Raw genomic sequence first — 22,711 nt, 5'->3', positions numbered from 1 at the left:
TGCTATGCAAAAGTTAGTTTTTGCCACCAATAACCGCCATAAACTGGAAGAAGTGGCTGATAAAATAAGAGGGCACCTGCAAATAGTTACTCTTGAAGATATCGGCTGTACCGAAGATATTGCGGAAACAGGCACTACGTTTCATCAAAACGCATCGATAAAAAGCAGGTATGTTTTTGAGCACTATCAATTCAATTGTTTTGGTGACGACAGCGGCCTGGAAATAGACGCTTTGAATGGAGAACCCGGAGTTTACTCTGCGCGCTATGCCGGCACACACGGCGACCATGATGCCAATATTAAAAAGGTATTAGCCAATCTGGGCGATAATAGCAACCGTAAGGCGCGTTTTCGTACAGTAATATCATTGCTGTGGAACGGCGAGGAGCATTTTTTTGAAGGGGCGGTTGAAGGCACTATACGCACTGAGAAAAGCGGCGAGAAGGGCTTTGGTTATGACCCGATATTTCAGCCGGACGGTTATGAAATTACTTTTGCAGAAATGAGCCTGGAAGAAAAAAACAGAATCAGCCACCGTGCGAAAGCTATGGATAGATTAATAGAATTTTTGGAAGGCGTTTAGGTGCCACACAAAATAGCTTTGACTAAAATTTGTCTTTTTTTTACCGGCTAAATACCTGTAATTGAGTCAACGTGGCGAATATTATTTCGCCTTTCCTATCCTGTAGCTAAGCGTTACCACAAATTGCCGCAAGGGTCGCACATCAAACAGGTTAAACTGCCATGGGTTGAGGTAATTTACCCGGTTGGTAATGTTCATTACGTTTAGCTGGATGCCCATTTGTTTATATTTGTAACCGGCCGCTACGTCTAACGTGTAGCCGGCAGGTATTTCAAGGTGGGGGTCGTTAGCTATGCTCGAAAAGAATTTGCCCTTATAGAACAGGCCTGTGCCAAAGGTAAAACCTTTAAGGAGTTTTTCAGGCTCATAATTAAGCCAAAAATTGCCGGTAAACTTTGGTGCGCCGGGCAGTACATTCCCTGTGGGATATCCGGGGTCATCCATTACCCGGGTACGGGTATAAGCGACCCCGGCAGTAAGCCATATGGTTTTTGAAATTTTACCATTTACATCCAGCTCGATGCCCCGACTACGGTGGTGGCCCTGGTAATACACATTATAGTCGTCATATACCGGGTTTTCGGGATCCAGGTACACATAGCCATAAGGATCATGCTTATTGATCTCAAAAAAAGTTAAGCTAAGGCCCAGCCTGTCTCCAAATAAGTTAACTTTTGAGCCAAATTCCACTTGCGTGCTATGAGTTGGCGGGGGGCTTTTGTACTCATTGTAGTTACGGGCCAGAACCGGCGCAGAATTAACTTCATAACCCTTTGAATACGAAAAATATACTGATGCCCATGTTTGAGGTTTGTACACCAGGCCCAGGCGCGGGGTAAACACCCATTTAGAAATAATGTCATCCTGATAGTTTTCGAGATAAGTACCTGCAAGTTTGTCTTTATAATAATGGTTCCCCTGCAGGGTACGGCCCATACGCGCACCCAATAATAAGTGCAGGCGCTCATTAAAAAACATTACCTGGTCCTGCAGATAAAAACCTATACGTGATAAACGTGTAACATACGGCAGATACGGGCTGGTAGGTGGTTCCGGACTTGGTGTTTGCCCGTACACGGGATTGTTGATGTTATTGTAATCAAAAAACGCCAGGGTATCGGTATTGGTAAAACGTGCACTGGCAAACTGATACTCAACGCCCAGTAATACGTTGTGTTTTACAGAACCGGTATAAAAACTGCCATAAGCATCCGCCGAGGCCGAGCTGTTTTTTGTTTTGCTGTAGTACCCATATTGGGTACGCTCATAGTCTCCGTTAGCGTCAGGTTCGCCAAACCACACACCGAACGGGCGGTTAGTGGTAACGCCGTAAAAACCGGTAGCTTTTATACGCCAGGTATTACTGAGTTCGTAAGTAATAGTTGTAAAATAGCTTTGGTCTTTAAAAGTATAATTGCGCGACGGCTCACCCAGATAAAGTGAAGGACGAAGTTTTTTTAATCCCTCAACCGTTCCGTCCGGCGAAACAAGGCCGGCATCGTCGGTAGCGCGGGAGTGTTTAAAAACCGCTTCGGCTGTTAGCGATAGTTTGGGTGTAATATCCCAGGCAATAGTAGGTGCAAAAAGTTCCCGCTGCGACGATACATGGTCGCGGAAGCTATCGCTTCTTTCAAAAGAAGTGTTCAACCTAAACCGCAATGTATGATCGTCGGTGAGAGAGCCTGTGATATCAACTGCCGGACGTACCAGTCCCCATGAGCCGGTTTTTAAATTAATATCAGCCATAAACGCAGCCTGTGGTTTTTTAGTATTAAAATTCATTACACCGCCGGGCGCCACATCACCAAAAAGTATAGATGCCGGACCTTTTAAAAATTCAACCTGCTCAATATTATCTGAGTAATTATTGCCCAGGTTCCATATCATCACTCCGTTTAGGCGATAATTTTGTGCATCATTAAGGTCAAAACCACGGGCATTAAACATTTGTGACGAGCCGGCACCGGCATAGCTGCCCGAAAAATTTAAACCGCTGATATTACGGGTGATGGTTGTTAAATCAAACGCAGCCTGCTGTTTGATGCTTTTCTGACCGATAACTACTATGGACTGCGGTATATCAACCAGTTGCAGCAGCGTACGGGTGGCTGCGGCACTTTTTACCTTTACGCCAGATACTGCTACTTCCTGTAATAAGTGATTGTCTTCTGTAATCTCAAAATCAATCTCGATTGTAAGATCAGCGGTAATGGACACTGACTTCTGTACCGGTTGGTAACCCATTGATTTTGCCACCAACGTATAGCCTCCCTCCGGAAGCTTTAACAGGAAGTTGCCTTTTTCATCGGTAACGGTTCCGGTGGTTGTACCGTGGGCCATTATTGTAATGTACGGTATAGGTAAGCCGTGTGCGTCAGTTATCTTGCCCGTTACAGTGCCTTTACCCTGTTGCGCATAAATAGGTGTGTAAATAAAAAATATAAGGATTATTAGTAAAAGTTTATTCATGCAATAATTTTATGGTAGCACAGTTTATGCAGTGCAAATCAGGCTATATAATTACAACAATTTTAACAATTTGCCAAACAACAATAGCACATGTATGCTCACACTGCAGGGCATTAGTGAATACTTATTTTACCGTAGGCCGATACTCCATAGCCGAGGGTGGGGCATCGTTTACCCCTGCGCCCCAATCCATGTTGGGTATATCACTCATTATTAAGTTAAGCGAGCCTCCGTTCACAATATCACTATGTGTAAACCATGGCTTGTTCAATGGCTTGCCATTAAGTGTTGCCTGCCTCACGTATACGTGTGTTCTCGAGTTATTTTGGGCATTAACAGTAAACGTTTTGCTGTTGGGGAGATTTATGATAACTTTATTAAATACCGGACTGCCGGTGTTATAAACGGGTATGCCGGGAGTAACGGGCATAAAACCCATCATGCTGAAAACAACAAAGCCGCTCATGCCGCCGCCGTCCTCATCGCCGGGAAAGCCTGAATAATCATCCGGAAACCAGGCGTCAAGCAACATGCGTATGCGTTTTTGTGATTTCCACGGCGCACCCATATAGTTGTATAAATAGGGTATATGCAAACTGGGCTCATTACCCATTACAAACTGGCCTACTAAACCTGAAGCATCGGGCTGTGTGGTCCAAAATCTGAACTTGGGCATACCTAACTCTTCGCGAAAAAGCTGATCAAGTTTACTTTCTGCAGCGTTCCTGCCACCCATTAAGTTCATTAGTCCTTTTAGGTCGTGTTTAACACACCAGTTGTATGTATAAGCATTATTTTCTGTAAAATAATCGCGGCCGGCAAATCGCGGATCAAAGGGTTCGATCCATTCACCCTTATCGTCTTTTGGCCACATAAAGCCTTTGTCGGTGCGGTATACATTTTTGTAGTTGGCTGCGCGGTTTAAAAACAAGTCTCTGTCTGCGATATTCCCTGTTTCGGCGCTTAATTGCGCCAGGCACCAGTCGGCATAGCTGTTTTCAAGTGTTACCGAAACAGACTGCCGCTTTTCCCATACGGTGTCAACCAGTTTAACAGTTTCTTTTACGCCCGGCGGCAAACCCGGTATGTAACCTTTATTATTGTAAAAAGTATCTAACGAGGTTGCGGGGCCATTTCGCCAAGGGATACTGGTGCCTTGCAGCGAGTTTTTTTTTAGCCCGGTATAGGCCTTATTTACATCAAAGTCACGTATGCCTTTAAACCATGCGTCAGCCATCCATGCGGCGGCATGATTGCCTACCATTGCGGGCCAGTCCCCGAAAACCACAGCGAATGACGGCATCCAGCCACCCTGCTCATACATGCTCACATATGACCGTATTTTATTAGCTTCTTTTTTGGGATCAAGTATCATGTGCAACGGTTCAAGGGCTATGTAGGTATCCCATATCCAGTTATCAACATAAAAGGGTTCATTTGTAATGTGTATCTTGTGGTCAAATCCGCTGTAGTACCGTCCGTATTCGTTAATATCTACCATGCGCTCATAGCAGCGGTAAAGGGCAGAATAAAAAACACGTTTTTGCGCTTCGGTACCGCCCTCAACACTTATTTGCGATAACGTTTTATGCCATACTGAACGGGCATTTTGCTTTACGGCTTCTAAATCAAATCCGGGTATCTCTTTTTGTAAGTTTTGTTTGGCCTGGGCGATACTTATATAGGATACGCCATATTTAAAAGTTACCACCCGCGCGTTGGTTTGCAGCAGCAACTTAGCACCTGAACTTGATGGCGCCGCTGTTAAATCCGCATCTGTTTCAGCGTAGAAATATGCTTTCATTCCGGCGAAATTTTCAGTGCCCGAGAGTACCCTTTTCCCTTCGAGGTTCAGGTTTCCGTTTGTGTGAAGCAGCCCTAATCGCAGGTAACGGTTTTGCCCGTTACCATAGGTTACCCTGAATATCCCGCTGCGTTCCTTCGGTGTAAACTCAATAAAGTCGCCCGGGTTTTCAAACGTTGTATTAAAATAGTAAGGTGTTAATGTTTCGCGTCTGTAAGTAAAACGTGTGGCAGCAGTATCTTGCGGTTTACCGCTAAATGCCATAAAGGCAAAAACCGACATAACCCTGTGTGAAGCAACAGTAAGCGGGTAATATGCTATCTGATCATCCAGTTGGTCTTTACGATGCGGATACACCCGTACCAGGCTATTAGGCAGGTGCACTGTAGGCCGGGTTGGTTCCAGTATCAGGCCTACTCCGCCTATAGTTGGATCGACGTATTTAAGATTAGAATTGTTTTGTGCCGACAGTTTAAAAATGGTAAATGTTACTGCAACAAAAAAGAAGGTGACATGCTTAACCATACAGTTGAAATTGGATAATTCAAATATATGGCATTGAGTTGTATATACAAGCTAGTGTTTAAGCACAAAAAAAGGAGCACCCAGTTACCCGGTGTGCTCCAGCCTAAAACAACTAATATGTTGTTAATTTTGTGGTTTACTTTAATTTCAGACTGATCTTACCATCTTCTAAACCTGCCAGGTTTTTCTCGGTAAACACATCTTTCGAAGTCTCTTGCATTAATTTAAGCAGTTCGTCTGTTGACGCTGTATGGGTAACATCAATGGTTGACGCCTCTGAACTAAATTTCATTTTGGTATCGGCAACAATGCCGCATGCCTTTATGTTCTCGTTCAATTTTTTAAGGGTTGCAAAATCGGCTCCGGCAACCGTAACTACCGTGATTTTTTGACCGGGTGCAAGTGCAGGTGCAGCAGGTACAGCCGCTAATGCAGCTTGTGCAGCGGCGGCGGCAGCAGCAGCGGCTGCTTCGGCTTCCTTAGCTTTCTTTTTGCCAAAAAGGCCTTTTAATTTACCTACAGTTTCAACCGCTGCGTTGGCAGTGCCTACCGCGTTGTCAACACTGCCGGTTACACCGCTAACTCCGCTGGCGGCGTTGTTTGTTCCGGTTGCCGCTTTAGTAAGGGTGCCTAAAAGGCCTTGTGCCATTGTTGATGACACGCTTAGCACCAAAAATGCTAAAATAAATGTGATACGATTTTTCATGATCTTCTTGTTTTAGAATGTTATTTAGTTGTTTAGAATTATGCTTGCAATTACTGCTTCCACATTAACCCTTGATCATTTGCGCTAAAGCCTGCCTGTAAGAGTTGCCGAAGGTTTTTGTCGAGACCGTTAACATGGTGACTTGACAAATCAAAAGTATGGCCGCAAGCAGGGCGTATCAATAACGCATATGTAGTATTTTGTACTACAGTTAAAAGGGTTGTATAGTATTAAAGGAGATATTTATCGTGCTATTCCTGCGGAGTTGAGTTGCAGGTCATACATTTTACGGTAATAACCGTTATCAATTTTAAGGAGGTCCTGATGAGTGCCGCTTTCCTTTATTTCCCCATGGTCAAGCACGATAATGTTATCGGCATTTTGTATGGTGGATAATCGGTGCGCAATAACAACTGCCGTGCGGCCACGCATCAGTTTGGTTATTGCCCGTTGTATAAGTTCTTCGGTTTCAGTATCTACAGAGGAGGTAGCTTCATCCAATACCAGTATAGCAGGATTATAAACCAAAGCACGTATAAATGATATAAGCTGCGCCTGTCCGCCCGAGAGTGTTGCTCCGCGCTCCATAACGTTATAATCGTAGCCGCCGGGCAGGCGCTCAATAAAGTCATGTGCGCCAACATCTTTTGCTGCAGCAACTATTTGTTCGCGGGTGATTTTTTCGTTATTAAGGCTGATGTTGTTGGCGATGGTGTCACTAAATAAAAACACATCCTGTATTACAGTAGCAATGCGCGATCGCAGGTAATCTACTTCATAATCACGGATGTCGTTGCCGTCTATCTTTACACTGCCTTTGTTTATTTCATAAAAACGGTTCAGTATATTGATGGTGGATGATTTTCCCGCCCCTGTGGCACCTACAAGGGCCAGTGTTTTGCCGGGCTTTACATGGAAACTGATATCCTTTAGTACCCAGTTTTCATCGTTGTAGGCAAACCACACATGCTCAAATTGAATATCTCCCTTTAATACAGCTGGTGTAAGCTTCCCGGTGTTTTCCGGAGCTTCATCAGTATCCAGCACACGAAATATCCTGTCGGCACCTACCATTCCCATTTGCAGGGTATTAAACTTATCTGCGAGCTGCCTTACGGGCCTAAACAATAAGTTTATAAGTACAATAAACATCGTTATGGTGCCAATGGTAATTCCACCCGGGTTAGCAGAAATGGAATTTAATTGTTGATCGCTTAATACTCTTTCGCATCCATACCACACCAGCAGGCCCATACATACCGCAAATAATATCTCAACTACCGGGAAAAATATAGAATATGACCAGTTGGAGCGTATGTGTGCATCGCGATGCTTCTCATTTACAGCTCTGAATTTTTTAAACTCCTGTTCTTCACGCGCGAAATACTGGATAACGCTAATGCCTGAAATATGCTCCTGTAAAAAGGTGTTTAAATGAGCTACCTGTGTGCGCACTTCCTGGAACGCCGCTTTTATGGCTTCCTTAAATATAAACGTTGCAAGCAGCAAAAAGGGCATTGGTATTAGTGTAACAAGGGCAAGTTTCCAATCGGAATACAGCATATAGCCTATAATGGCTACCAACAGCAGCATATCTCCCATGATAGAGATTAATCCCTCAGCAAAAATATCCGCGATTGTTTCCAGGTCTGAAACTGTGCGGGTTATCAGCATACCGATGGGCGTGCGATCGAAATATTTTACCCGCAAGGTAGTGATGTGATTAAACACATCTACCCGCAGATCGCGAATAACCGACTGGCCGAGCGCGGTGGTCAAGTAGGTTTGATAGTATTGGGCTACAGTTTGTATTACCAGTTGTCCTATCATCAGGCTAACCATAAACACCAGGCCATCATAATCATTATTTACAATGTGATTATCAAGTGTTTTTTCAATCAGTAGAGGTTGTACAAGGGCAATAGCCGCTAAAAAAATGGTTAAAAAAATCGAAATAATGAAAGTGGCCCTGTAAGGTTTTACGTATTGCATTACCCGGCCCAGCAATTTCCAGTCAAGCGCTTTGCCGGTTACCCCCCCGGCTTCTGAACGGGAAGTTCGTGATTGAAATATTTTTTTAAACAATCTCTTTATCATCTTGAACTATGGTTCCCTTTAACGGGTTTAAAGGATATGGGTATTTTACCTCGGTTAAGTATAAACCGCAGGCAGGCACAGATGTTCCGGCGTTGCTGCGATTTTTGCTTTTAATGATATCGTGTATGGTTTCGGGGGATATCTCTTTACGGCCAACTTCAAGCAGCGTACCCACAATGGCCCGCACCATGTTACGCAAAAACCTATCGGCTGATATATGGAAAACAATTCCGCCGTTCGTTTCTAACCATAGGGCACGGCTAACTTTACAATAGTTAGTTTTTACCTGGGTGTTTGATTTACTGAAACAGCTGAAATCAGTATGTTCCATCAGCATAGAAGCTGCGCGGTTCATCAATTCAGTATCCGGCTTATCGCGCAGCAGCCACGAACGGCCGTGCTTAAATGGGTTTTTATCAAAATGGATGTGGTACTCGTATGATCGCACTGTCGCATCAAAACGTGCATGAGCATCCGTGTGCACCGGTATAATATTTTTTACAGCAATGGAGGGCGGTAAAAGGGCGTTAAGGCTTTTTTTATTTACAGCCCATGGCTTGCCTGTGGTCTTAGTATCAATATGGGCATAAAACTCCTTCGCATGCACGCCGGTATCTGTCCGGCCGCAGCCTGTGGTTTCTACAGGCTGGCGTAAAAGGGTGGCGAGCGCTTTGTTCAGCAATTCTTGTACGGTTACCGCATTGGGCTGTATTTGCCAGCCGTGATAACCGGTACCGTCATAAGCCAGTTCAATAAAAAAACGTTGATTGCCCGTCACATCGCAAAGGTAATAATTGTTTGCTGCAGATACCCTCCCTGCAGGATGGAGTATTATACAATAAAGCTATTGGTTTATGCAAACAATCCTATCTTTGCCCTATAAGTTCGATATCCATGATACAGAGAATACAATCGGTTTACCTGTTTTTAGCCACCTTGGTTTTATTTGCGCTTTATTTATTTCCGCTGATTAACAATGTTAATGTGAACGGCGCAATATCAAATATCAGTGTACAGGGAGTTTATCAGCAATTGGTTGAAGGCCGGTTATATACTATTGAATTTATTGCCATAAAGATACTGACCGCCCCGGTAGCGGTGTTGCCTACTCTGGCTATTTTCTTTTACAAAAAGCGCAAGTACCAAATAGCATTATGCTACGGCATTATACTGGCTATTATTGGCTTTAGCTTTGCCGTTGCACAAACGGTAAAGGGTGCAACCGGCGAAGGCTTGCAAATTGAATTTAGCAACATGGGTATTGGCATGTTCCTGAGCTCGATAGCCATAATACTGGTTATAATGGCTATAAAAGCAATCAAACGCGACGAAAAACTTGTACGTTCGGCAGACAGGTTACGCTAATGAAAAAAAGTATCAAACTGTGGGTGTTTGTTGTAACAGCACTGGTCTCAATCGGTTGCGACAGGGTAACAAAGGATCTTGCTAAAACACACCTAAAGTATGAAGAGCCCCAGTCATACCTCAACAATATATTCAGGCTTGAGTATGTAGAAAATACTGGAGCTGCGCTCAGCCTGGGGGATAATTTATCTCAACCCTGGAGTTTTATTTTACTTACCCTGTTACCAGTGATTTTTATGATTGGCCTGGTCATTTACACCATTTATAACGTAGGGGTGCTTGATAAGTGGTCGGTTTTAGCCTTATCGCTTATTACAGCAGGAGGCATAGGCAACATTATCGACAGGATTTTATACGACCGGCACGTAACAGATTTTATGAACATTGGGATAGGCAGCCTGCGAACGGGTATATTTAATGTGGCTGATATGTGTGTTACCGCTGGGGTAATTATCATGCTGCTTTTTAGCTTTCGCAGCTCCAATCAGCAAAAAGCAGTAAGTAACTAAAGCGGCCGTGTGCTTTGCTTGTTTTCTATTGCATCCTTTAACAATTGTCGCATCTCTTTTACTATTACAGGGTACTTGTTGTACACATTAACTGCTTGGGCCGGATCGCTTTCCAGGTTGTAAAGCTGTGCACGCGGTGCACCGGGTTTTACTTTACCATCCTCAATGTCTGTGTTAACACGTTTGGTAATCAACGTTGCCGCGGCGCTTCCCAGTGTATGCTCTCCAACCTTAGTGCCGCCAAATCCCCCTCCATTTTGGGCTGAAATATACATCCACTTGCCTCTTCGTATAGCTATGTTTGCCGGTTCGGCAGGGCTTATAACTAAAAAGTCGCGAATAGGTTTTTTTGGCTTGCCGGTGAGCGCCGGCAGGCCGTTATAGCTATCGGGGCCTTCGCCGGGTTTTAATGAGTAGCTTACTAAAGCAGCCATTGTGGCCATTAAATCTACATTGCATAATAATTCGTCAGAAGTGCTGCCGGCGGGTATCTTACCTGGCCAGCGTGCTATAAACGGCACGCGGTGGCCGCCTTCCCAGGCGTCGAACTTGAAACCGAATAAGGCGCCATTTTGTCGATGGCCCATATTCCAGGCAGCCTGCCCACCTTGGTTAAGCATCCCGCCGTTATCGCTTGTAAGTATTAGCAGTGTGTTGTTTTCTAAGCCCTCCTGTTTTAAGGTTGTCATAATCTCGCCAACTATCCAGTCGAGCTCATGGATAAAATCACCGTACGGTCCGGCGCCGCTTGTACCGATAAACTGTGGTGCGGGTGTAAACGGATGATGAATATTGGTAGTAGCATAGTAAAGGAAGAATGGCTTCCTTTTATTAGTCTTTATCCAGTCGATCGCCTTGTTTTTTAGAGTGGTGCCCACCATACGGTCATCATATAAAAAGTGCGCGGCCTTGCCACCGCCCAGCGCATTTATTTGAAACTTTTCGGGAAACTCGCGCGTCTCGGCGGTAATGCCATACTGTATGGTATCGGTTGGCGTGAGTCCCACCACTTTGTGATCTTCTACATATACAAAGGGGGCGTGGCTGTTCAATATCGGTACGCCAAAGTAATGGTCAAAGGCTAATTCAAGTGGTCCGGGCTTAAGGTCACGGTTCCAGTTAATTGGGGTTCGTGTTCCAAACCCCAGGTGCCACTTGCCGATGGCGGCTGTGGCATAGCCGCTTTTTTTCATCACGCCGGCAATTGTGGTTTGGCTGGTGTCTATCACCAGCGGCACATTAAAAAATATTGGCCCCCACAGGTTACGGCGGCTCGGGTATCTGCCGGTAATAAGTGCATAGCGTGATGGGGAACATACCGCCGAAGCTGAATGGAAATCTGTAAAGCGACGACCTTCTTTAGCGAGTTGATCGATGTTGGGCGTTTTAACTTTGGTGGCCCCATAGCAACCAACATCTCCATATCCCAAATCATCAACATTAATGATAATAACGTTGGGTTTTGTTTGCTGAGCACCTGCAGAATTAAGTGCACACAGGCTTACAACGACAGCCAAAGCACAATGAAAGTAATTATTCATATGCAATATTTTTAATCAATAGGTTGGTAACTATTGGTTGTATGCGCATAAAAGTACTGTTTTTTATATTGATTGAACCCTCTGCCGCAAAGCAATCGTTTGTAAATCAAAATATAATACGTACCTTTGCGCCCGATTTGACAATGTAGTCAAATTCGTTATTTAAATTCATGAACCCATTTATTCAACTGGGGATCCGTCATGATATTGTTAATGCCATCTCTGAATTAGGATTTGAAAATCCTACGCCAATCCAGGAACAGTCAATTCCGGTATTGTTAACAGGCAGCAACGATTTTGTCGGATTAGCCCAAACCGGGACCGGTAAAACTGCTGCTTTTGGCTTGCCATTATTAGAGCTACTGGACTTCGACGAAAACTATCCGCAAGCGTTGGTACTATGCCCTACGCGCGAGCTTTGTTTACAAATTACAAGCGACATCAAAAATTATGCTAAAAACATGAATAATGTTCATGTGGTAGCCGTTTATGGTGGCGCGAGCATCTCTGACCAATTACGTCAGATAAAACGCGGTGTGCAAATTGTTGTGGCCACACCGGGCCGTATGCTTGACATTATTAACCGTAAGGCGATTGATTTTTCGCAGGTTAAGTTTGTCGTACTTGACGAGGCTGATGAAATGCTCAATATGGGCTTTCAGGAAGATATTGACAGTATTTTATCTACTACTCCCGACGAGAAAAAAACCTGGCTGTTTTCAGCCACTATGCCTGCTGAAGTACGCAGGATAGCAAAAAAATACATGGAAGACCCTTACGAGTTAACCATGGGTACTAAAAACACCGGCAATGCCAATATTGATCACGAATATTACGTGGTGCGTGCCCGCGATAAATACGCGGCCTTTAAACGTATTGTTGACTTTAACCCTGAAATTTTCGGTATTGTATTTTGCCGTACCAAAATTGAAACACAGGAAATTGCCGAAGCTTTAATTAAAGACGGCTACAATGCCGACTCATTGCACGGCGACCTGTCGCAACAGCAGCGCGACAAGGTAATGAAGCGTTACCGTGAGCGCAGCCTGCAATTATTAATTGCTACTGACGTTGCTGCACGGGGTATTGATGTTAATGATGTAACACACGTTATCAACTACTCGCTGCCTGACGAGATTGAAAACTACACCCACCGCAGCGGCCGTACGGCGCGTGCCGGTAAAACAGGTGTATCTATAGCTATTATCAACAGCAAGGAGCTGGGTAAAATACGGCAGATAGAGCGCGTGATTGGTAAAAAGTTTGTTAAAGCTGAAATACCTTCGGGTTTTGACGTTTGCGAGAAACAACTTTTTGCCCTTGTGCACAAAGTACACAACGTACAGGTTAATGAGCAGCAGATAGAGCAATACATTCCGCGTATAATGGATGAGTTTGCTGATTTAAGTAAAGAGGAGGTGATTAAACGTTTTGCTTCGCTTGAGTTTAACCGTTTTCTTGATTACTACAAAAACGCTCCTGATCTTAATGCAACTTTTGAAGAAAGAGCAGGCAGGGAAGGAGCAAGCGGCGACCGTTTTAACCGCACTGGTATGCGCTCGGAGTTTACCCGCTTGTTTATCAACTTAGGTTCGGTAGACGATTTTAATCGCGGCGACCTGCTGGGTTACGTATGCAACAATACACATATTAGTGGCCGTACAGTTGGTAAAATAGATGTTAAAGGTGTTTACTCATTTTTTGAAGTAGCTAACGACGATGTAAACAAAGTTGTTGACGGGTTTAAAAACATTGAGTTTCACGGTCGCCCTGTACGTATAGAGATAGCAGGTGAGGGTGTGAGCGAAAACCGCGGCGGCGCCAGACGCGAAGGCGGTTATAAAAAGCGTGAAGGTGGCAGCTTCCGCGGCGGTGAGCGTCGTGAAGGTGGCTACAAAGGCAACAATAGCGGCGGCGGTTTCCGTGATTTTTCAGGCAAACGCCGTGAGGATCGTCCTGAACGTCGCAGAAGATACTAACATCTCCTTATCGGAGTGATGAGTGATTAGTTTGCTTAAGCCCTTCTGTTAATTCAGAAGGGCTTTTTTATTTGATCAACGTTGTTGCCAACTCGCTACACTATAAGGTCTGGATAACCTGCGTACTGTGACTTTATTTTACACACCTACTCTACCTTATCCACCAGTTCCGACTCTTTTACATATATCCGCTTACCCTTTTTATTTACGTAATAATATCTTGAGTTTTTATTGATATAAATGGTTTGGCCTTGCGGACCGGCTTTACCTGCGTACTTTTTATCAACCACTGCCGAAGCACCTTTTGAAGCTACTTCAGCTGTTTTGTTGCCTACTTTGTCGGCTGTTTTCTCAATGTCCTTACCTACTGATTGCGCGTAGCTTTGTGATGCTGCTGCAAACATGCTTGCTGCCACTAAGGCGGTCTTTACTATATTTTTCATATACAGAGTTTTAGTGTAATACTAACACAACTTCTCTGCCAAATTTTTCATCTCTATATAAGGAGATCTTCTTTCATAAAGTATGGCATACACTGCATCGCAAATAGGCATGTTCACCTTATATTGCTTGTTTACTTCGTGCAGGCATTTTATGGCATAATAACCTTCTGCAACCATGTTCATCTCCAGTTGGGCGGAGGTTACGGTGTAGCCCTTACCTATCATATTGCCGAAGGTACGGTTCCGGCTAAACTGCGAGTAGGCGGTAACCAGTAAATCACCTAAATAAGCAGATTCTTTAATGTCGCGATCAATGGGGTGTACGGCATCAACAAAGTTTTCCAGTTCGCGTATAGCGTTTGAAATAAGTACCGACTGGAAATTGTCGCCATAGCCTACACCATGGCAAATTCCGCTGGCAATGGCGTATATGTTTTTTAGCACTGCGGCGTATTCAGTGCCGTATATATCGTCAGACACGATGGTTTTGATGTACCGGGTATTAACCATCGAGGCAAATACCGCAGCAAGTTCGGTATCAAGCGACGCGATGGTAAGGTATGATAACTTTTCCTGCGCTACTTCTTCGGCATGGCATGGCCCGCTGATCACTACAATGTCTGTCATGGGTACATGGTAATGATGGTGCATAAACTCTGCAATAATCTGGTTCTCATCAGGTACAATCCCTTTAATAGCCGAGATAATTTTTTTACCCGCCAGCTCGGCAGGGGTAATATCTTTAAGTGCGGCTTTTAAAAAAGCCGCAGGAACATTTAATAGTAAGAAGTCGGATTTAGCGATAACATCAGTAATGTTGTCAGAAATGTTTTGTTCGGGTACCTTTATCTCAACCGAACTTAAGTAGTTTGGGTTATGATGAAACTTCCGGATATGCTCAACATTTTGGGCACTGCGCATCCACCATAAAATTTCTTTTTCGTTGCTATTGTCGGCCAGCATTTTAATATTGGCAGTTGCCCAGCTGCCGCCGCCTATTACAGCTATTTTCTTTTTGTGGTTTTGCATTAACAAGTAAATGTCCCGCCGGACAAAATGTTTCCGGCAGGACAAATTTATATTTATTTAAAGATTAGTGGATAGTGAATTGCGGATAAGTTTTTCGCTGGCTGTATGCCAACCGCTATTCGCCTTTCTTATCGTCTGTTTCAAACAGTTTTGACTTATCTACTTTTTCCACATCCGTATTATCCTTTAGCGTTTTGGATATGGCCGAGTAAGGTGCGGAGATAACCTCTTCACCGCCTTTTAAGCCGGTTTTGATTTGAATATACGTATCATCCTGTATCCCGGTAGTAACTTCTACCTGCTTGGCCTTGCCTGCTGATAATACAAAAACATATTCTTTAACAGGTTCTGTAAGCTTTTTTGCTGTGTCTTTGTCATCATTCTCATCCGGCGCAGGCGCTGTGTCAGCCTTTTTATCCACGCGGGTAGTTACTGATTGTATCGGCACAGCCAGCGCACTCACGCTGTTTGTTTTTATTTCAACAGTGGCGGTAAGGCCCGGCCTGAAGGGAGAAGGGTTTTTAGCATCCTTTTTTATCAGGCTCATATATGATTCGGGATTAATGCGCACTTTGACGGTAAAATTTGTAACCTGGTCGGCATTGGTACCAACAACATTGGCCGAACTGCCTATCTCAGTCACCTTACCGGTAAATTTTTTACCCAGGAAAGCGTCAACTTCTATATCCGATTCATCACCGAGCGTTATCCGGTTGATATCATTTTCGTTTACATCTACATTTACGTCCATTTCGCTCAGGTCTGATATGGTCATCAGTTCGGTGCCTGCCATTTGGATGGTACCCAGTACGCGTTCGCCTTTTTCAACAGAAAGCTTTGATACTACGCCATCATTGGGTGCGAAAATGGTGGTTTTGGCCAGGTTGTCCTGTGCTTCTTTTACCGACGCCTGCGACTGATCTAACCCGAACTTTGAACCTATTACATTTTGCTTAGCCGCTTCAAGACTGGCTTTGGCGCTTTGGTAATCAGCTGTAGCCTTCTCAAATTCAGCTACGGTTAGTACTTTTTTATCAAAAAGTTCTTTACTGCGTTTATAAATAGATTGCTGGTTCTTAAAAGTCGCTTCGGCCTGTTTCAGCATCTGGGCGGAGTTACCAACGCTGGCTTTTTGGGTGTTGTATGATGCCACTGCACGCTCATAGCCTGATTGTAAAATGTCCGGCCTGATGCGGCACAGTAGCTGGCCTTTTTTTACCACATCGCCTTCTTTTATAGGCAAATCAACTATCTCGCCTGATACCTCGGCGCTTATTTTCACTTCAACATGCGGTTTTATTTTGCCGCTGGCAGATACGGTTTCAACAATGTTGCGCATAGCCGCCTTTTCAACAGCTACCTGTGTTTTTTTAGGGCCGCCTATAATGCCGGTTACCTTGCCAATTACCAGCAGCAGGATAAGTACCCCCAGGCCGATTAAAATATATTTAGTAGTTTTTCCCATGGTTAAAAAAAGTTATAGTGCAATAGGTAGCCCCAGGTAATAATCAATTACTTTACTCCGAAATACAAGCTGATACTGCGCCTGTATCATATCAAACTGCGCTTTGTTTAAATTTGTTAGCGAAGTATTTAAATCAAGCGAATTTACTAAACCTACATTAAACCTTTCAATTATCGTGTTGTAAGCATCTTTGTTTGCATTATACGTCTGTATGGCCGATTGATATTTTTTTTCTGCCGCGCGCACATCCCATACAGCCTGGTATATTATTTTACTTAAATTATTTCGGGCTAACTGGGCCGTAACCTCTGCATTTTCAAAATTTATTTTGGCTTTACGTACGTTTGTGCGCGTTGTAAAACGGGTAAAAATAGGCACTTGTAAACCTATGCCAATGGATTGGTAAAAATTGTCTCCCAATTGCCCAAATATTCCGGGTTTAACAAAACGTGGCTCATTTACCGGGGCTACCACTACCTGGTCGGTACCATCAACAACGCCAATAGGGCGGGTGGTTGATGACGAGCCCACAATGCGCTGGTAAATACTGGAGTAATTTGATCCAAGGGACGCAAACATGGCTAGCGTAGGATAGTATGCTCCTTTTGCTATCTTAATTCCCTGTAAAAAGGCGTCGCGACGAAGCTCGGCAAGCCTAACGTCGGGGTTTACGGCTAAAGCGGTTTTATAAACCTCTTCGGCATTATAAAGTGTGTTAACGGTTATTTTGCTAATATCGGGCTTTTCCACTTCTATATCCGTTTGCGGCGTTAGTTCCAGGTATTGCTTAAGCGATAACAGGGATTGGTCATAAGCGTTCTGCGCGTCTGTTATGTTCAGTTCGGCAGTTGACATTTGTGCTTTCGCTTGTGATAGGTCTGCCAGTGTCTGATTTCCAGCTTTAAAGCTAATGTCCGCGCGTTGCAGGGTTAATTTTGCAATGTCGGCCTGCTGTTTTGATGCCACAACCAAATCCTGATTGTTTAATACGGATAAATAAGTGGTTATTACATTCAGGATAAGATCATTTTTTACTTTGGCTGTATTGGTTTTATCAGCATCGAGCAAAATTTTATTTTGGATTATTTGATTACGAAGTTGGCCACCCTGAAAAAGTACAATCTGTGTGGTCATAGAGCCATATGCAGTAAAAATCCGCTCGTTGGTGAACGAGTAAGTTGATTGGTCTAAGCTTCGGCCAAAGTTAAATGATCCCTGCGAGTTAGCATTGAGGTCGGGTAAACGATTGTTTTTCGATTGCTTTAGCGTTTCCTCAGACAGTGCCTCCGAGAACTGAGCCTGTTTGATAGTGAGGTTGCGTTCAAGCGCCATTTCAACAGCCTGTAACAGCCCGATTTTTTGTTGGGCAAAAGCGCTTATACCGGTTGAAAACAGTAAGGTGAAGCAAATTATTTTTTTTAACATTCCGGATGTATTTGATGTATAAGCTCGGGATATTTATATGAAAGCTATTAAGTTTTACTTAAGATGAAACATTTACCTTACTTTGTAACATGTACCTGGTTAAAACACCCCGATGGCTAAAATTACTGTATCCGCAATTAATATGGGATATAAAAACTAGCAGCAGGTGTATTTATTTAACTTTTGACGATGGCCCTATACCTATTGTTACACCGTTTGTGCTAAATATTTTAAAGAAGCACCAGGCCAAAGCTACTTTTTTTTGCATTGGCGACAATGCGAAAAAGCATCCGGATATTTTTACGCAGGTTAAAAACGAGGGCCATGCCATTGGTAATCATACGTATAATCACCTTAAAGGTTGGAAAACGGATGACGAAACCTACACAGCTAATTACTTGCAGGCTGATGAATTATTAAATGCACCGCTGTTCCGCCCGCCATATGGCCGTATCAAGCGCTCGCAGATAAAAGCGCTAAAACAGGTGCGGCCTGACATAAACATTATTATGTGGGATGTTTTAAGCGGTGATTTTGATATGGCGTTAAAACCTGAAGATTGTTTAAAGAAGGTATTAAAACACACAAAGCCCGGTTCCATAATAGTTTTTCATGATAGCCTTAAGGCTTTTAACCGGTTGGAGTATGTACTGCCCCGCGCTCTGGAGGTTTGGCAAAAAGAGGGGTACACCTTTGAGATACTGCCTGTGAGTTAAATCCCCTTCAAGTTTTTATCTTTGCCTAAAAAAATCACACATGCTGCAAGTAAGCTATATCCGCGAGAATAAGGAACAGGTATTGGAACGTTTGGCTGTAAAAAATTTTAAACAGCCCGAACTTGTCGAAGAGGTCATCAGGCTTGATGATGTACGTAAACAAACCCAAAATCGTACGGATAGTATTTCGGCCGAGGCCAATGCAGCCGCCAAACAAATAGGCGAACTTATGCGTGCGGGAAAAAAAGAGGAGGCTGAAATACTGAAAGCCAACACCGGCAAATGGAAGGAAGAGATAAAGCAATACGGTGATGAACTGGCCGCCGTAGAATCAGAATTGCAGCAAAAATTAGTGCTGTTACCTAATCTGCCGCACTCAACAGTACCCAAAGGTTTAACACCGGAAGAAAACGAAGTGGTTTTAGAGCAAGGGGATAAACCGCAGCTGCCGGCTGAGGCGTTACCACATTGGGAACTCGCCGCTAAATATAAACTGATAGATTTTGAGCTGGGTGTTAAAATAACCGGCGCCGGTTTCCCGGTATACAAAGGTAAGGGCGCTAAATTGCAACGCGCCATGATAGCCTATTTTTTAGATGAAGCTGAAAAAGCAGGTTACGAAGAAGTGGTAGTGCCGTTACTGGTGAACGAGGCGTCTGGTTTTGGTACAGGCCAGTTGCCTGATAAGGAAGGCCAGATGTATTTTGTTAATGAAGATAACCTGTACCTGATACCTACAGCCGAAGTGCCTGTTACTAACCTGTACCGCGATGTAATTTTAAAAGCCGATGAACTGCCTGTAAAAAATTGTGGTTACACTCCATGTTTCCGCCGTGAGGCAGGCTCATATGGTGCGCACGTGCGCGGGTTAAACCGCCTGCATCAGTTTGATAAGGTGGAGATAGTACAGGTGGTACGGCCTGAAGATTCATACAAAGTATTGGAAGAAATGAGCGCCCATGTGCAGGGCCTGCTTCAAAAGCTTGGCTTGCCTTACCGCGTATTGCGTTTGTGTGGCGGTGATATGGGCTTTGCATCGGCGCTAACGTATGACATGGAAACCTGGAGCGCGGCACAGCAACGTTGGCTGGAAGTTTCATCGGTTTCAAACTTTGAAACTTTCCAAAGCAACCGCTTAAAATTGCGGTATAGAAATGCCGAGGGAAAAACACAGCTTGCACACACATTGAACGGCAGCGCGTTGGCATTACCCCGAATCATGGCAACTTTGTTAGAGAATAATCAAACAGAAAGAGGCATCAAGATTCCTGAAGTTTTGGTGCCTTATACTAGGTTTGAATGGATAGAATGATATCCGGTTATGTGATTGCAATCAGAACGGTGACTTAGTCCTTTCAGTCGGACTATTTGCATATATAAAAAGATAGGCGTAGCCAGCAATGATGAAGCGCAAAAACTCATGAAAAACCAAAGCCCCGGACAAAATCCGGGGCTTTGCGTTTTCATAGGTGATGTAAAAGAAATTTATAGGTAGATGTATATGATGGTCAGGCGGCCGACAAGTTGCGTTGCGCGGCTTTCTGTTTGTTGCTATAGAAAGGGTTGTTAGCTTTAAAAGAACTCAGGTCCTCTATTAATATCTGCATTAACTCGTTGTCGAACTTTGCAACTAATTTGCTGGTTGCCGGTTTTTTATTGCTTTTCATGGGTAGATGATTTATTTGGTTGACGACTTTTACTTACGCAGCATTTAAGCTGTTAGTTTTAATATTATTAGCAGACTTTCTGGCCTTCAGGTCTTCCATTAATAATTGCATTAACTCGTTGTCGAACTTTGCAACCAGTTTGCTTGTTGATGGTTTGTTGTAGGTTTTCATAGTTGAAAAAATTTAATATTTTTTATAATTAGTTTGTATGTTCCTGTTCTTCGTTATCAGCGTCTGTCAGGTTCTCTTTCCTGCGTTCAGCTTCTTTTAGCTGCCTTAGTAGTTGTTCATCATCCCTTGAGTCAGCAGGTTTCTCGGGGTTAACCGGGTTTTCCCATTCTTTCTCTTCGCCGGGTCTTTTCTTATCTTTTAAAACAACCATAACAACTATGTTTGATTGGAGTTATTCCAATACAATGCCAAATCATACAGGGGTTATAAATATGGCCGGGGGAAGGCCGCGACGACAAACGATACAGGCGGCAAACGGGCGATTTAAGTTGAAAAATGCCATAAATACCATACAACTGTTGTATTATTTTATAATACACCTGTCGGGTGCAGTAGTCAAAACGTTCCTGTTTTTTTTAATTTTAAAAAAAATGAGACGTTTGGTCGGGTACTGCTGTAATACTGTACTCACTGTATTTTAAATTGTACATTTTTGAGGTCAATCGTCTCCAATATCAACACAGACTATATATTTGAACCTATGGATTTAACTATACAAGACCTCAATGCCGAAAGCTTAACCATCTACAAAGCTTTTTTAAGAGAGGGGCTTATTAATGATGCAGACAACTTTAGGATATCAGCAAATGACGACCGCGACCTGCCCTTTCCTACCAACGGAACCCCGGATAGTTTTACCCTTGGCGCGTATACAGAAGAACAACTTGCCGGGGTAGTGAGTTTTGAAAGAGACGGCGCAACGCGCGAAAAACTAAGGCATAAAGGAACATTGTTCCGGATGTATGTATCGCCGGAGCATAGAGGAAAGGGCATAGCCAAAAAACTAATAACAGAAGTATTGAGCCGTGCGCGTGCACTGGGTGATATTGAACAGGTAAACCTTACCGTGATTGCAACTAACCCAAATGCTATAAAATTATACGAGCAATTTGGCTTCACGATTTACAGTCGTGAAGAGAATGCCTGTAAATGGGATGGAAAATATTTAACAGAGCTGCAAATGGTAGTGCGGTTTTAGCCCCCGCAAATTAAATCCCAATCAGAAGATCTTAAGCTGTGTTACCCTGTCCCTATGGGAGAAGAATCAGGGTGGGCTTATACCACCTCTGATTTTGCTTTCTTATTTACCGGCTGCGGCACTTTTACATAATAACCTGTACCGTCGTACACGCGCTTGCGTGGATGAGCCTGGCACGCGTCGCTGCAGCAGCCTTCCATTTTTTCGCCGCAGGCATCGCACTGGGTAAAGTGTTCATTACACTCAGGGTTTGCACAATTTATCATCTTGTGGGTAGTGGTGCCACAGTTATAACATGTTGATATAACTACCGGGTTAACGCTGTTTACGTCTACCGAGAGGCGATTGTCGAACACATAGCATTTGCCCTCAAAATCCTTTCCTCCGGCTTCTTTTCCGTATTTAATAATACCGCCATGGAGCTGGTAAACATCTTTAAAGCCTTCGTGTAACAACAATGCCGATGCTTTTTCGCATTTGATACCACCGGTGCAATACGTTAGGATCTTTTTATCTTTGTATTTAGCCAGCTCATTTATTTTGGACGGAAAATCCCTGAAATTTTCTATATCAAGCGTTACGGCATTTTTAAATTTGCCCAGGCTATGCTCGTAATTTGAGCGTACATCCAGTATCACTACGTCGTCGCGGTCCTTCATAGCCATAAAATCAACCGGCTCCAGGTGTTTACCGGTTTGCTTTTGAGGGTTAATAATATTCGGATCGCGTAATCCTGAATGTACAATTTCAGTTTTGTAACGCACGTGCATTTTTACAAACGAAGGGCTATCCACTTCATCTATTTTAAAATCAGTATGTGCAAAACGTTCGTCGGCGTGCACGGCATCCATATAAGCCTGGCAAGCAGCGCTGGTGCCGGAAACGGTACCATTAAGCCCTTCATCAGCCACTATAATGCGGCCTGTTAGCCCAAGCTCTTTACAAAATTTAAGATGATCGGCAGCAAACTGCTCACCGTTGGCTATTGTTGAATAACAATAGTAAAGTAGTGTATTGTATTTTATCATAGACGTTCATTGATACTGCTGCAAACAGTGTTAAATGAACTCCAAATTTACAATTTTTAGGTGAAAGGCAAAGCGTTGAAACTAAACATGTGTTAGGGTGTGACTGAATAGTTATAAAAGAACTTCTGTCGCTTCCCCTTTACCGTTCTT

Annotated in this window: 21 protein-coding genes; 7 read left to right on the top strand and 14 right to left on the bottom strand. The window is 43.6% G+C overall.

Annotated elements, in window-relative coordinates:
• The first annotated feature begins 4 nt into the window (after positions 1–4).
• Complete coding sequence (locus tag DJ568_RS06670; RefSeq protein ID WP_114004485.1) at positions 5–583, top strand: non-canonical purine NTP diphosphatase; 579 nt, start codon at positions 5–7, stop codon at positions 581–583.
• A gap of 81 nt (positions 584–664) precedes the next feature.
• Here the strand turns inward: DJ568_RS06670 and DJ568_RS06665 are convergent, their stop codons facing one another.
• The 5 genes from DJ568_RS06665 to truA all read right to left on the bottom strand — a co-directional run bounded on the left by DJ568_RS06665 (position 665) and on the right by truA (position 8,962).
• Positions 665–3,052 carry a TonB-dependent receptor gene (locus tag DJ568_RS06665; protein ID WP_114004484.1) on the bottom strand — a complete coding sequence of 796 codons (2,388 nt, stop codon included), beginning with the start codon at positions 3,050–3,052 and terminating at the stop codon, positions 665–667.
• Positions 3,053–3,176: 124 nt separating this feature from the next.
• Positions 3,177–5,381 (bottom strand): GH92 family glycosyl hydrolase, encoded by a 2,205-nt coding sequence (locus DJ568_RS06660; RefSeq protein ID WP_114004483.1) that lies wholly within the window; start codon positions 5,379–5,381, stop codon positions 3,177–3,179.
• A gap of 136 nt (positions 5,382–5,517) precedes the next feature.
• A complete protein-coding gene (locus DJ568_RS06655; RefSeq protein ID WP_147238718.1) occupies positions 5,518–6,087 on the bottom strand; it encodes a hypothetical protein in 570 nt (189 codons plus the stop codon).
• A gap of 243 nt (positions 6,088–6,330) precedes the next feature.
• The gene (locus DJ568_RS06650; RefSeq protein WP_233496647.1) at positions 6,331–8,079 is read right to left on the bottom strand and encodes an ABC transporter ATP-binding protein; all 1,749 of its coding nucleotides are present in this window, start codon (positions 8,077–8,079) and stop codon (positions 6,331–6,333) included.
• 85 nt (positions 8,080–8,164) lie between these two features.
• Positions 8,165–8,962 (bottom strand): tRNA pseudouridine(38-40) synthase TruA, encoded by a 798-nt coding sequence (gene truA / locus DJ568_RS06645; RefSeq protein ID WP_114004480.1) that lies wholly within the window; start codon positions 8,960–8,962, stop codon positions 8,165–8,167.
• A 116-nt stretch (positions 8,963–9,078) separates the two neighbouring features.
• Here truA and DJ568_RS06640 point away from each other — a divergent pair, with 116 nt between their 5' ends.
• On the top strand, positions 9,079–9,549 hold the full coding sequence (locus DJ568_RS06640; RefSeq protein ID WP_114004479.1) for a DUF4293 domain-containing protein: 471 nt from the start codon (positions 9,079–9,081) through the stop codon (positions 9,547–9,549).
• On the top strand, positions 9,549–10,058 hold the full coding sequence (gene lspA, locus DJ568_RS06635; RefSeq protein WP_114004478.1) for a signal peptidase II: 510 nt from the start codon (positions 9,549–9,551) through the stop codon (positions 10,056–10,058). The genes DJ568_RS06640 and lspA overlap by 1 nt, the downstream gene beginning before the upstream one ends.
• Here lspA and DJ568_RS06630 read toward each other — a convergent pair.
• Positions 10,055–11,599 (bottom strand): sulfatase family protein, encoded by a 1,545-nt coding sequence (locus DJ568_RS06630; RefSeq protein ID WP_114004477.1) that lies wholly within the window; start codon positions 11,597–11,599, stop codon positions 10,055–10,057. The genes lspA and DJ568_RS06630 overlap by 4 nt on opposite strands.
• Positions 11,600–11,769: 170 nt before the next feature.
• Here DJ568_RS06630 and DJ568_RS06625 point away from each other — a divergent pair, with 170 nt between their 5' ends.
• Positions 11,770–13,578: a DEAD/DEAH box helicase gene (locus DJ568_RS06625; RefSeq protein WP_114004476.1), complete on the top strand. Its 1,809-nt coding sequence runs from the start codon at positions 11,770–11,772 to the stop codon at positions 13,576–13,578.
• A 146-nt stretch (positions 13,579–13,724) separates the two neighbouring features.
• Here DJ568_RS06625 and DJ568_RS06620 read toward each other — a convergent pair whose 3' ends face one another.
• From DJ568_RS06620 to DJ568_RS06605, 4 genes are all read right to left on the bottom strand, one after another.
• Positions 13,725–14,021 carry a hypothetical protein gene (locus DJ568_RS06620; RefSeq protein ID WP_114004475.1) on the bottom strand — a complete coding sequence of 99 codons (297 nt, stop codon included), beginning with the start codon at positions 14,019–14,021 and terminating at the stop codon, positions 13,725–13,727.
• 21 nt (positions 14,022–14,042) lie between these two features.
• Positions 14,043–15,050 (bottom strand): NAD(P)H-dependent glycerol-3-phosphate dehydrogenase, encoded by a 1,008-nt coding sequence (locus DJ568_RS06615; RefSeq protein WP_114004474.1) that lies wholly within the window; start codon positions 15,048–15,050, stop codon positions 14,043–14,045.
• Positions 15,051–15,165: 115 nt separating this feature from the next.
• The gene (locus DJ568_RS06610) at positions 15,166–16,515 is read right to left on the bottom strand and encodes an efflux RND transporter periplasmic adaptor subunit (protein WP_114004473.1); all 1,350 of its coding nucleotides are present in this window, start codon (positions 16,513–16,515) and stop codon (positions 15,166–15,168) included.
• A 12-nt stretch (positions 16,516–16,527) separates the two neighbouring features.
• Complete coding sequence (locus DJ568_RS06605) at positions 16,528–17,940, bottom strand: TolC family protein (protein WP_114004472.1); 1,413 nt, start codon at positions 17,938–17,940, stop codon at positions 16,528–16,530.
• Between the two features lie 89 nt (positions 17,941–18,029).
• On the opposite strand from DJ568_RS06605, the gene DJ568_RS06600 reads away from it, so the two are divergent.
• Complete coding sequence (locus tag DJ568_RS06600; protein ID WP_114004471.1) at positions 18,030–18,656, top strand: polysaccharide deacetylase family protein; 627 nt, start codon at positions 18,030–18,032, stop codon at positions 18,654–18,656.
• 40 nt (positions 18,657–18,696) lie between these two features.
• Positions 18,697–19,968: a serine--tRNA ligase gene (serS, locus tag DJ568_RS06595; protein WP_114004470.1), complete on the top strand. Its 1,272-nt coding sequence runs from the start codon at positions 18,697–18,699 to the stop codon at positions 19,966–19,968.
• A 196-nt stretch (positions 19,969–20,164) separates the two neighbouring features.
• On the opposite strand, the gene DJ568_RS17180 is transcribed toward serS, so the two are convergent.
• Genes DJ568_RS17180 through DJ568_RS06590 form a run of 3 tightly spaced genes read right to left on the bottom strand, consistent with a single transcriptional unit; the run spans position 20,165 to position 20,705 of the window.
• Positions 20,165–20,323, bottom strand: a complete 159-nt coding sequence (locus DJ568_RS17180; RefSeq protein ID WP_158534888.1) for a hypothetical protein — start codon at positions 20,321–20,323, stop codon at positions 20,165–20,167.
• A 33-nt stretch (positions 20,324–20,356) separates the two neighbouring features.
• On the bottom strand, positions 20,357–20,494 hold the full coding sequence (locus DJ568_RS17175) for a hypothetical protein (protein WP_158534887.1): 138 nt from the start codon (positions 20,492–20,494) through the stop codon (positions 20,357–20,359).
• Between the two features lie 28 nt (positions 20,495–20,522).
• A complete protein-coding gene (locus tag DJ568_RS06590; RefSeq protein WP_114004469.1) occupies positions 20,523–20,705 on the bottom strand; it encodes a hypothetical protein in 183 nt (60 codons plus the stop codon).
• A gap of 330 nt (positions 20,706–21,035) precedes the next feature.
• Here DJ568_RS06590 and DJ568_RS06580 point away from each other — a divergent pair, with 330 nt between their 5' ends.
• Complete coding sequence (locus tag DJ568_RS06580; RefSeq protein ID WP_114004467.1) at positions 21,036–21,533, top strand: GNAT family N-acetyltransferase; 498 nt, start codon at positions 21,036–21,038, stop codon at positions 21,531–21,533.
• A gap of 77 nt (positions 21,534–21,610) precedes the next feature.
• Here DJ568_RS06580 and trhO read toward each other — a convergent pair whose 3' ends face one another.
• Complete coding sequence (trhO, locus tag DJ568_RS06575) at positions 21,611–22,561, bottom strand: oxygen-dependent tRNA uridine(34) hydroxylase TrhO (protein ID WP_114004466.1); 951 nt, start codon at positions 22,559–22,561, stop codon at positions 21,611–21,613.
• Positions 22,562–22,711 lie beyond the last annotated feature (150 nt).

The sequence above is a fragment of the Mucilaginibacter hurinus genome, from assembly GCF_003324525.1.
Lineage (GTDB): Bacteria > Bacteroidota > Bacteroidia > Sphingobacteriales > Sphingobacteriaceae > Mucilaginibacter > Mucilaginibacter hurinus.
The sequence above is the reverse complement of the archived record's forward strand: the minus strand, read 5'-3'. Positions and strand labels throughout refer to the sequence as shown.

What these genes read in the sequence shown, in the direction of transcription:
- trhO (WP_114004466.1), bottom strand. Translation starts at nt 22,561, where the DNA reads ATGATAAAATACAATACACTACTTTACTATTGTTATTCAACAATAGCC.
- DJ568_RS06640 (WP_114004479.1), top strand. Translation starts at nt 9,079, where the DNA reads ATGATACAGAGAATACAATCGGTTTACCTGTTTTTAGCCACCTTGGTT.
- DJ568_RS06655 (WP_147238718.1), bottom strand. Translation starts at nt 6,087, where the DNA reads ATGAAAAATCGTATCACATTTATTTTAGCATTTTTGGTGCTAAGCGTG.
- DJ568_RS17180 (WP_158534888.1), bottom strand. Translation starts at nt 20,323, where the DNA reads ATGAAAAGCAATAAAAAACCGGCAACCAGCAAATTAGTTGCAAAGTTC.
- DJ568_RS06615 (WP_114004474.1), bottom strand. Translation starts at nt 15,050, where the DNA reads ATGCAAAACCACAAAAAGAAAATAGCTGTAATAGGCGGCGGCAGCTGG.
- DJ568_RS06670 (WP_114004485.1), top strand. Translation starts at nt 5, where the DNA reads ATGCAAAAGTTAGTTTTTGCCACCAATAACCGCCATAAACTGGAAGAA.
- DJ568_RS06630 (WP_114004477.1), bottom strand. Translation starts at nt 11,599, where the DNA reads ATGAATAATTACTTTCATTGTGCTTTGGCTGTCGTTGTAAGCCTGTGT.
- serS (WP_114004470.1), top strand. Translation starts at nt 18,697, where the DNA reads ATGCTGCAAGTAAGCTATATCCGCGAGAATAAGGAACAGGTATTGGAA.
- DJ568_RS06650 (WP_233496647.1), bottom strand. Translation starts at nt 8,079, where the DNA reads ATGCAATACGTAAAACCTTACAGGGCCACTTTCATTATTTCGATTTTT.
- DJ568_RS06590 (WP_114004469.1), bottom strand. Translation starts at nt 20,705, where the DNA reads ATGGTTGTTTTAAAAGATAAGAAAAGACCCGGCGAAGAGAAAGAATGG.
- lspA (WP_114004478.1), top strand. Translation starts at nt 9,549, where the DNA reads ATGAAAAAAAGTATCAAACTGTGGGTGTTTGTTGTAACAGCACTGGTC.
- DJ568_RS06620 (WP_114004475.1), bottom strand. Translation starts at nt 14,021, where the DNA reads ATGAAAAATATAGTAAAGACCGCCTTAGTGGCAGCAAGCATGTTTGCA.
- DJ568_RS17175 (WP_158534887.1), bottom strand. Translation starts at nt 20,494, where the DNA reads ATGAAAACCTACAACAAACCATCAACAAGCAAACTGGTTGCAAAGTTC.
- DJ568_RS06600 (WP_114004471.1), top strand. Translation starts at nt 18,030, where the DNA reads ATGTACCTGGTTAAAACACCCCGATGGCTAAAATTACTGTATCCGCAA.
- DJ568_RS06660 (WP_114004483.1), bottom strand. Translation starts at nt 5,381, where the DNA reads ATGGTTAAGCATGTCACCTTCTTTTTTGTTGCAGTAACATTTACCATT.
- DJ568_RS06605 (WP_114004472.1), bottom strand. Translation starts at nt 17,940, where the DNA reads ATGTTAAAAAAAATAATTTGCTTCACCTTACTGTTTTCAACCGGTATA.
- DJ568_RS06625 (WP_114004476.1), top strand. Translation starts at nt 11,770, where the DNA reads ATGAACCCATTTATTCAACTGGGGATCCGTCATGATATTGTTAATGCC.
- DJ568_RS06665 (WP_114004484.1), bottom strand. Translation starts at nt 3,052, where the DNA reads ATGAATAAACTTTTACTAATAATCCTTATATTTTTTATTTACACACCT.
- DJ568_RS06580 (WP_114004467.1), top strand. Translation starts at nt 21,036, where the DNA reads ATGGATTTAACTATACAAGACCTCAATGCCGAAAGCTTAACCATCTAC.
- DJ568_RS06610 (WP_114004473.1), bottom strand. Translation starts at nt 16,515, where the DNA reads ATGGGAAAAACTACTAAATATATTTTAATCGGCCTGGGGGTACTTATC.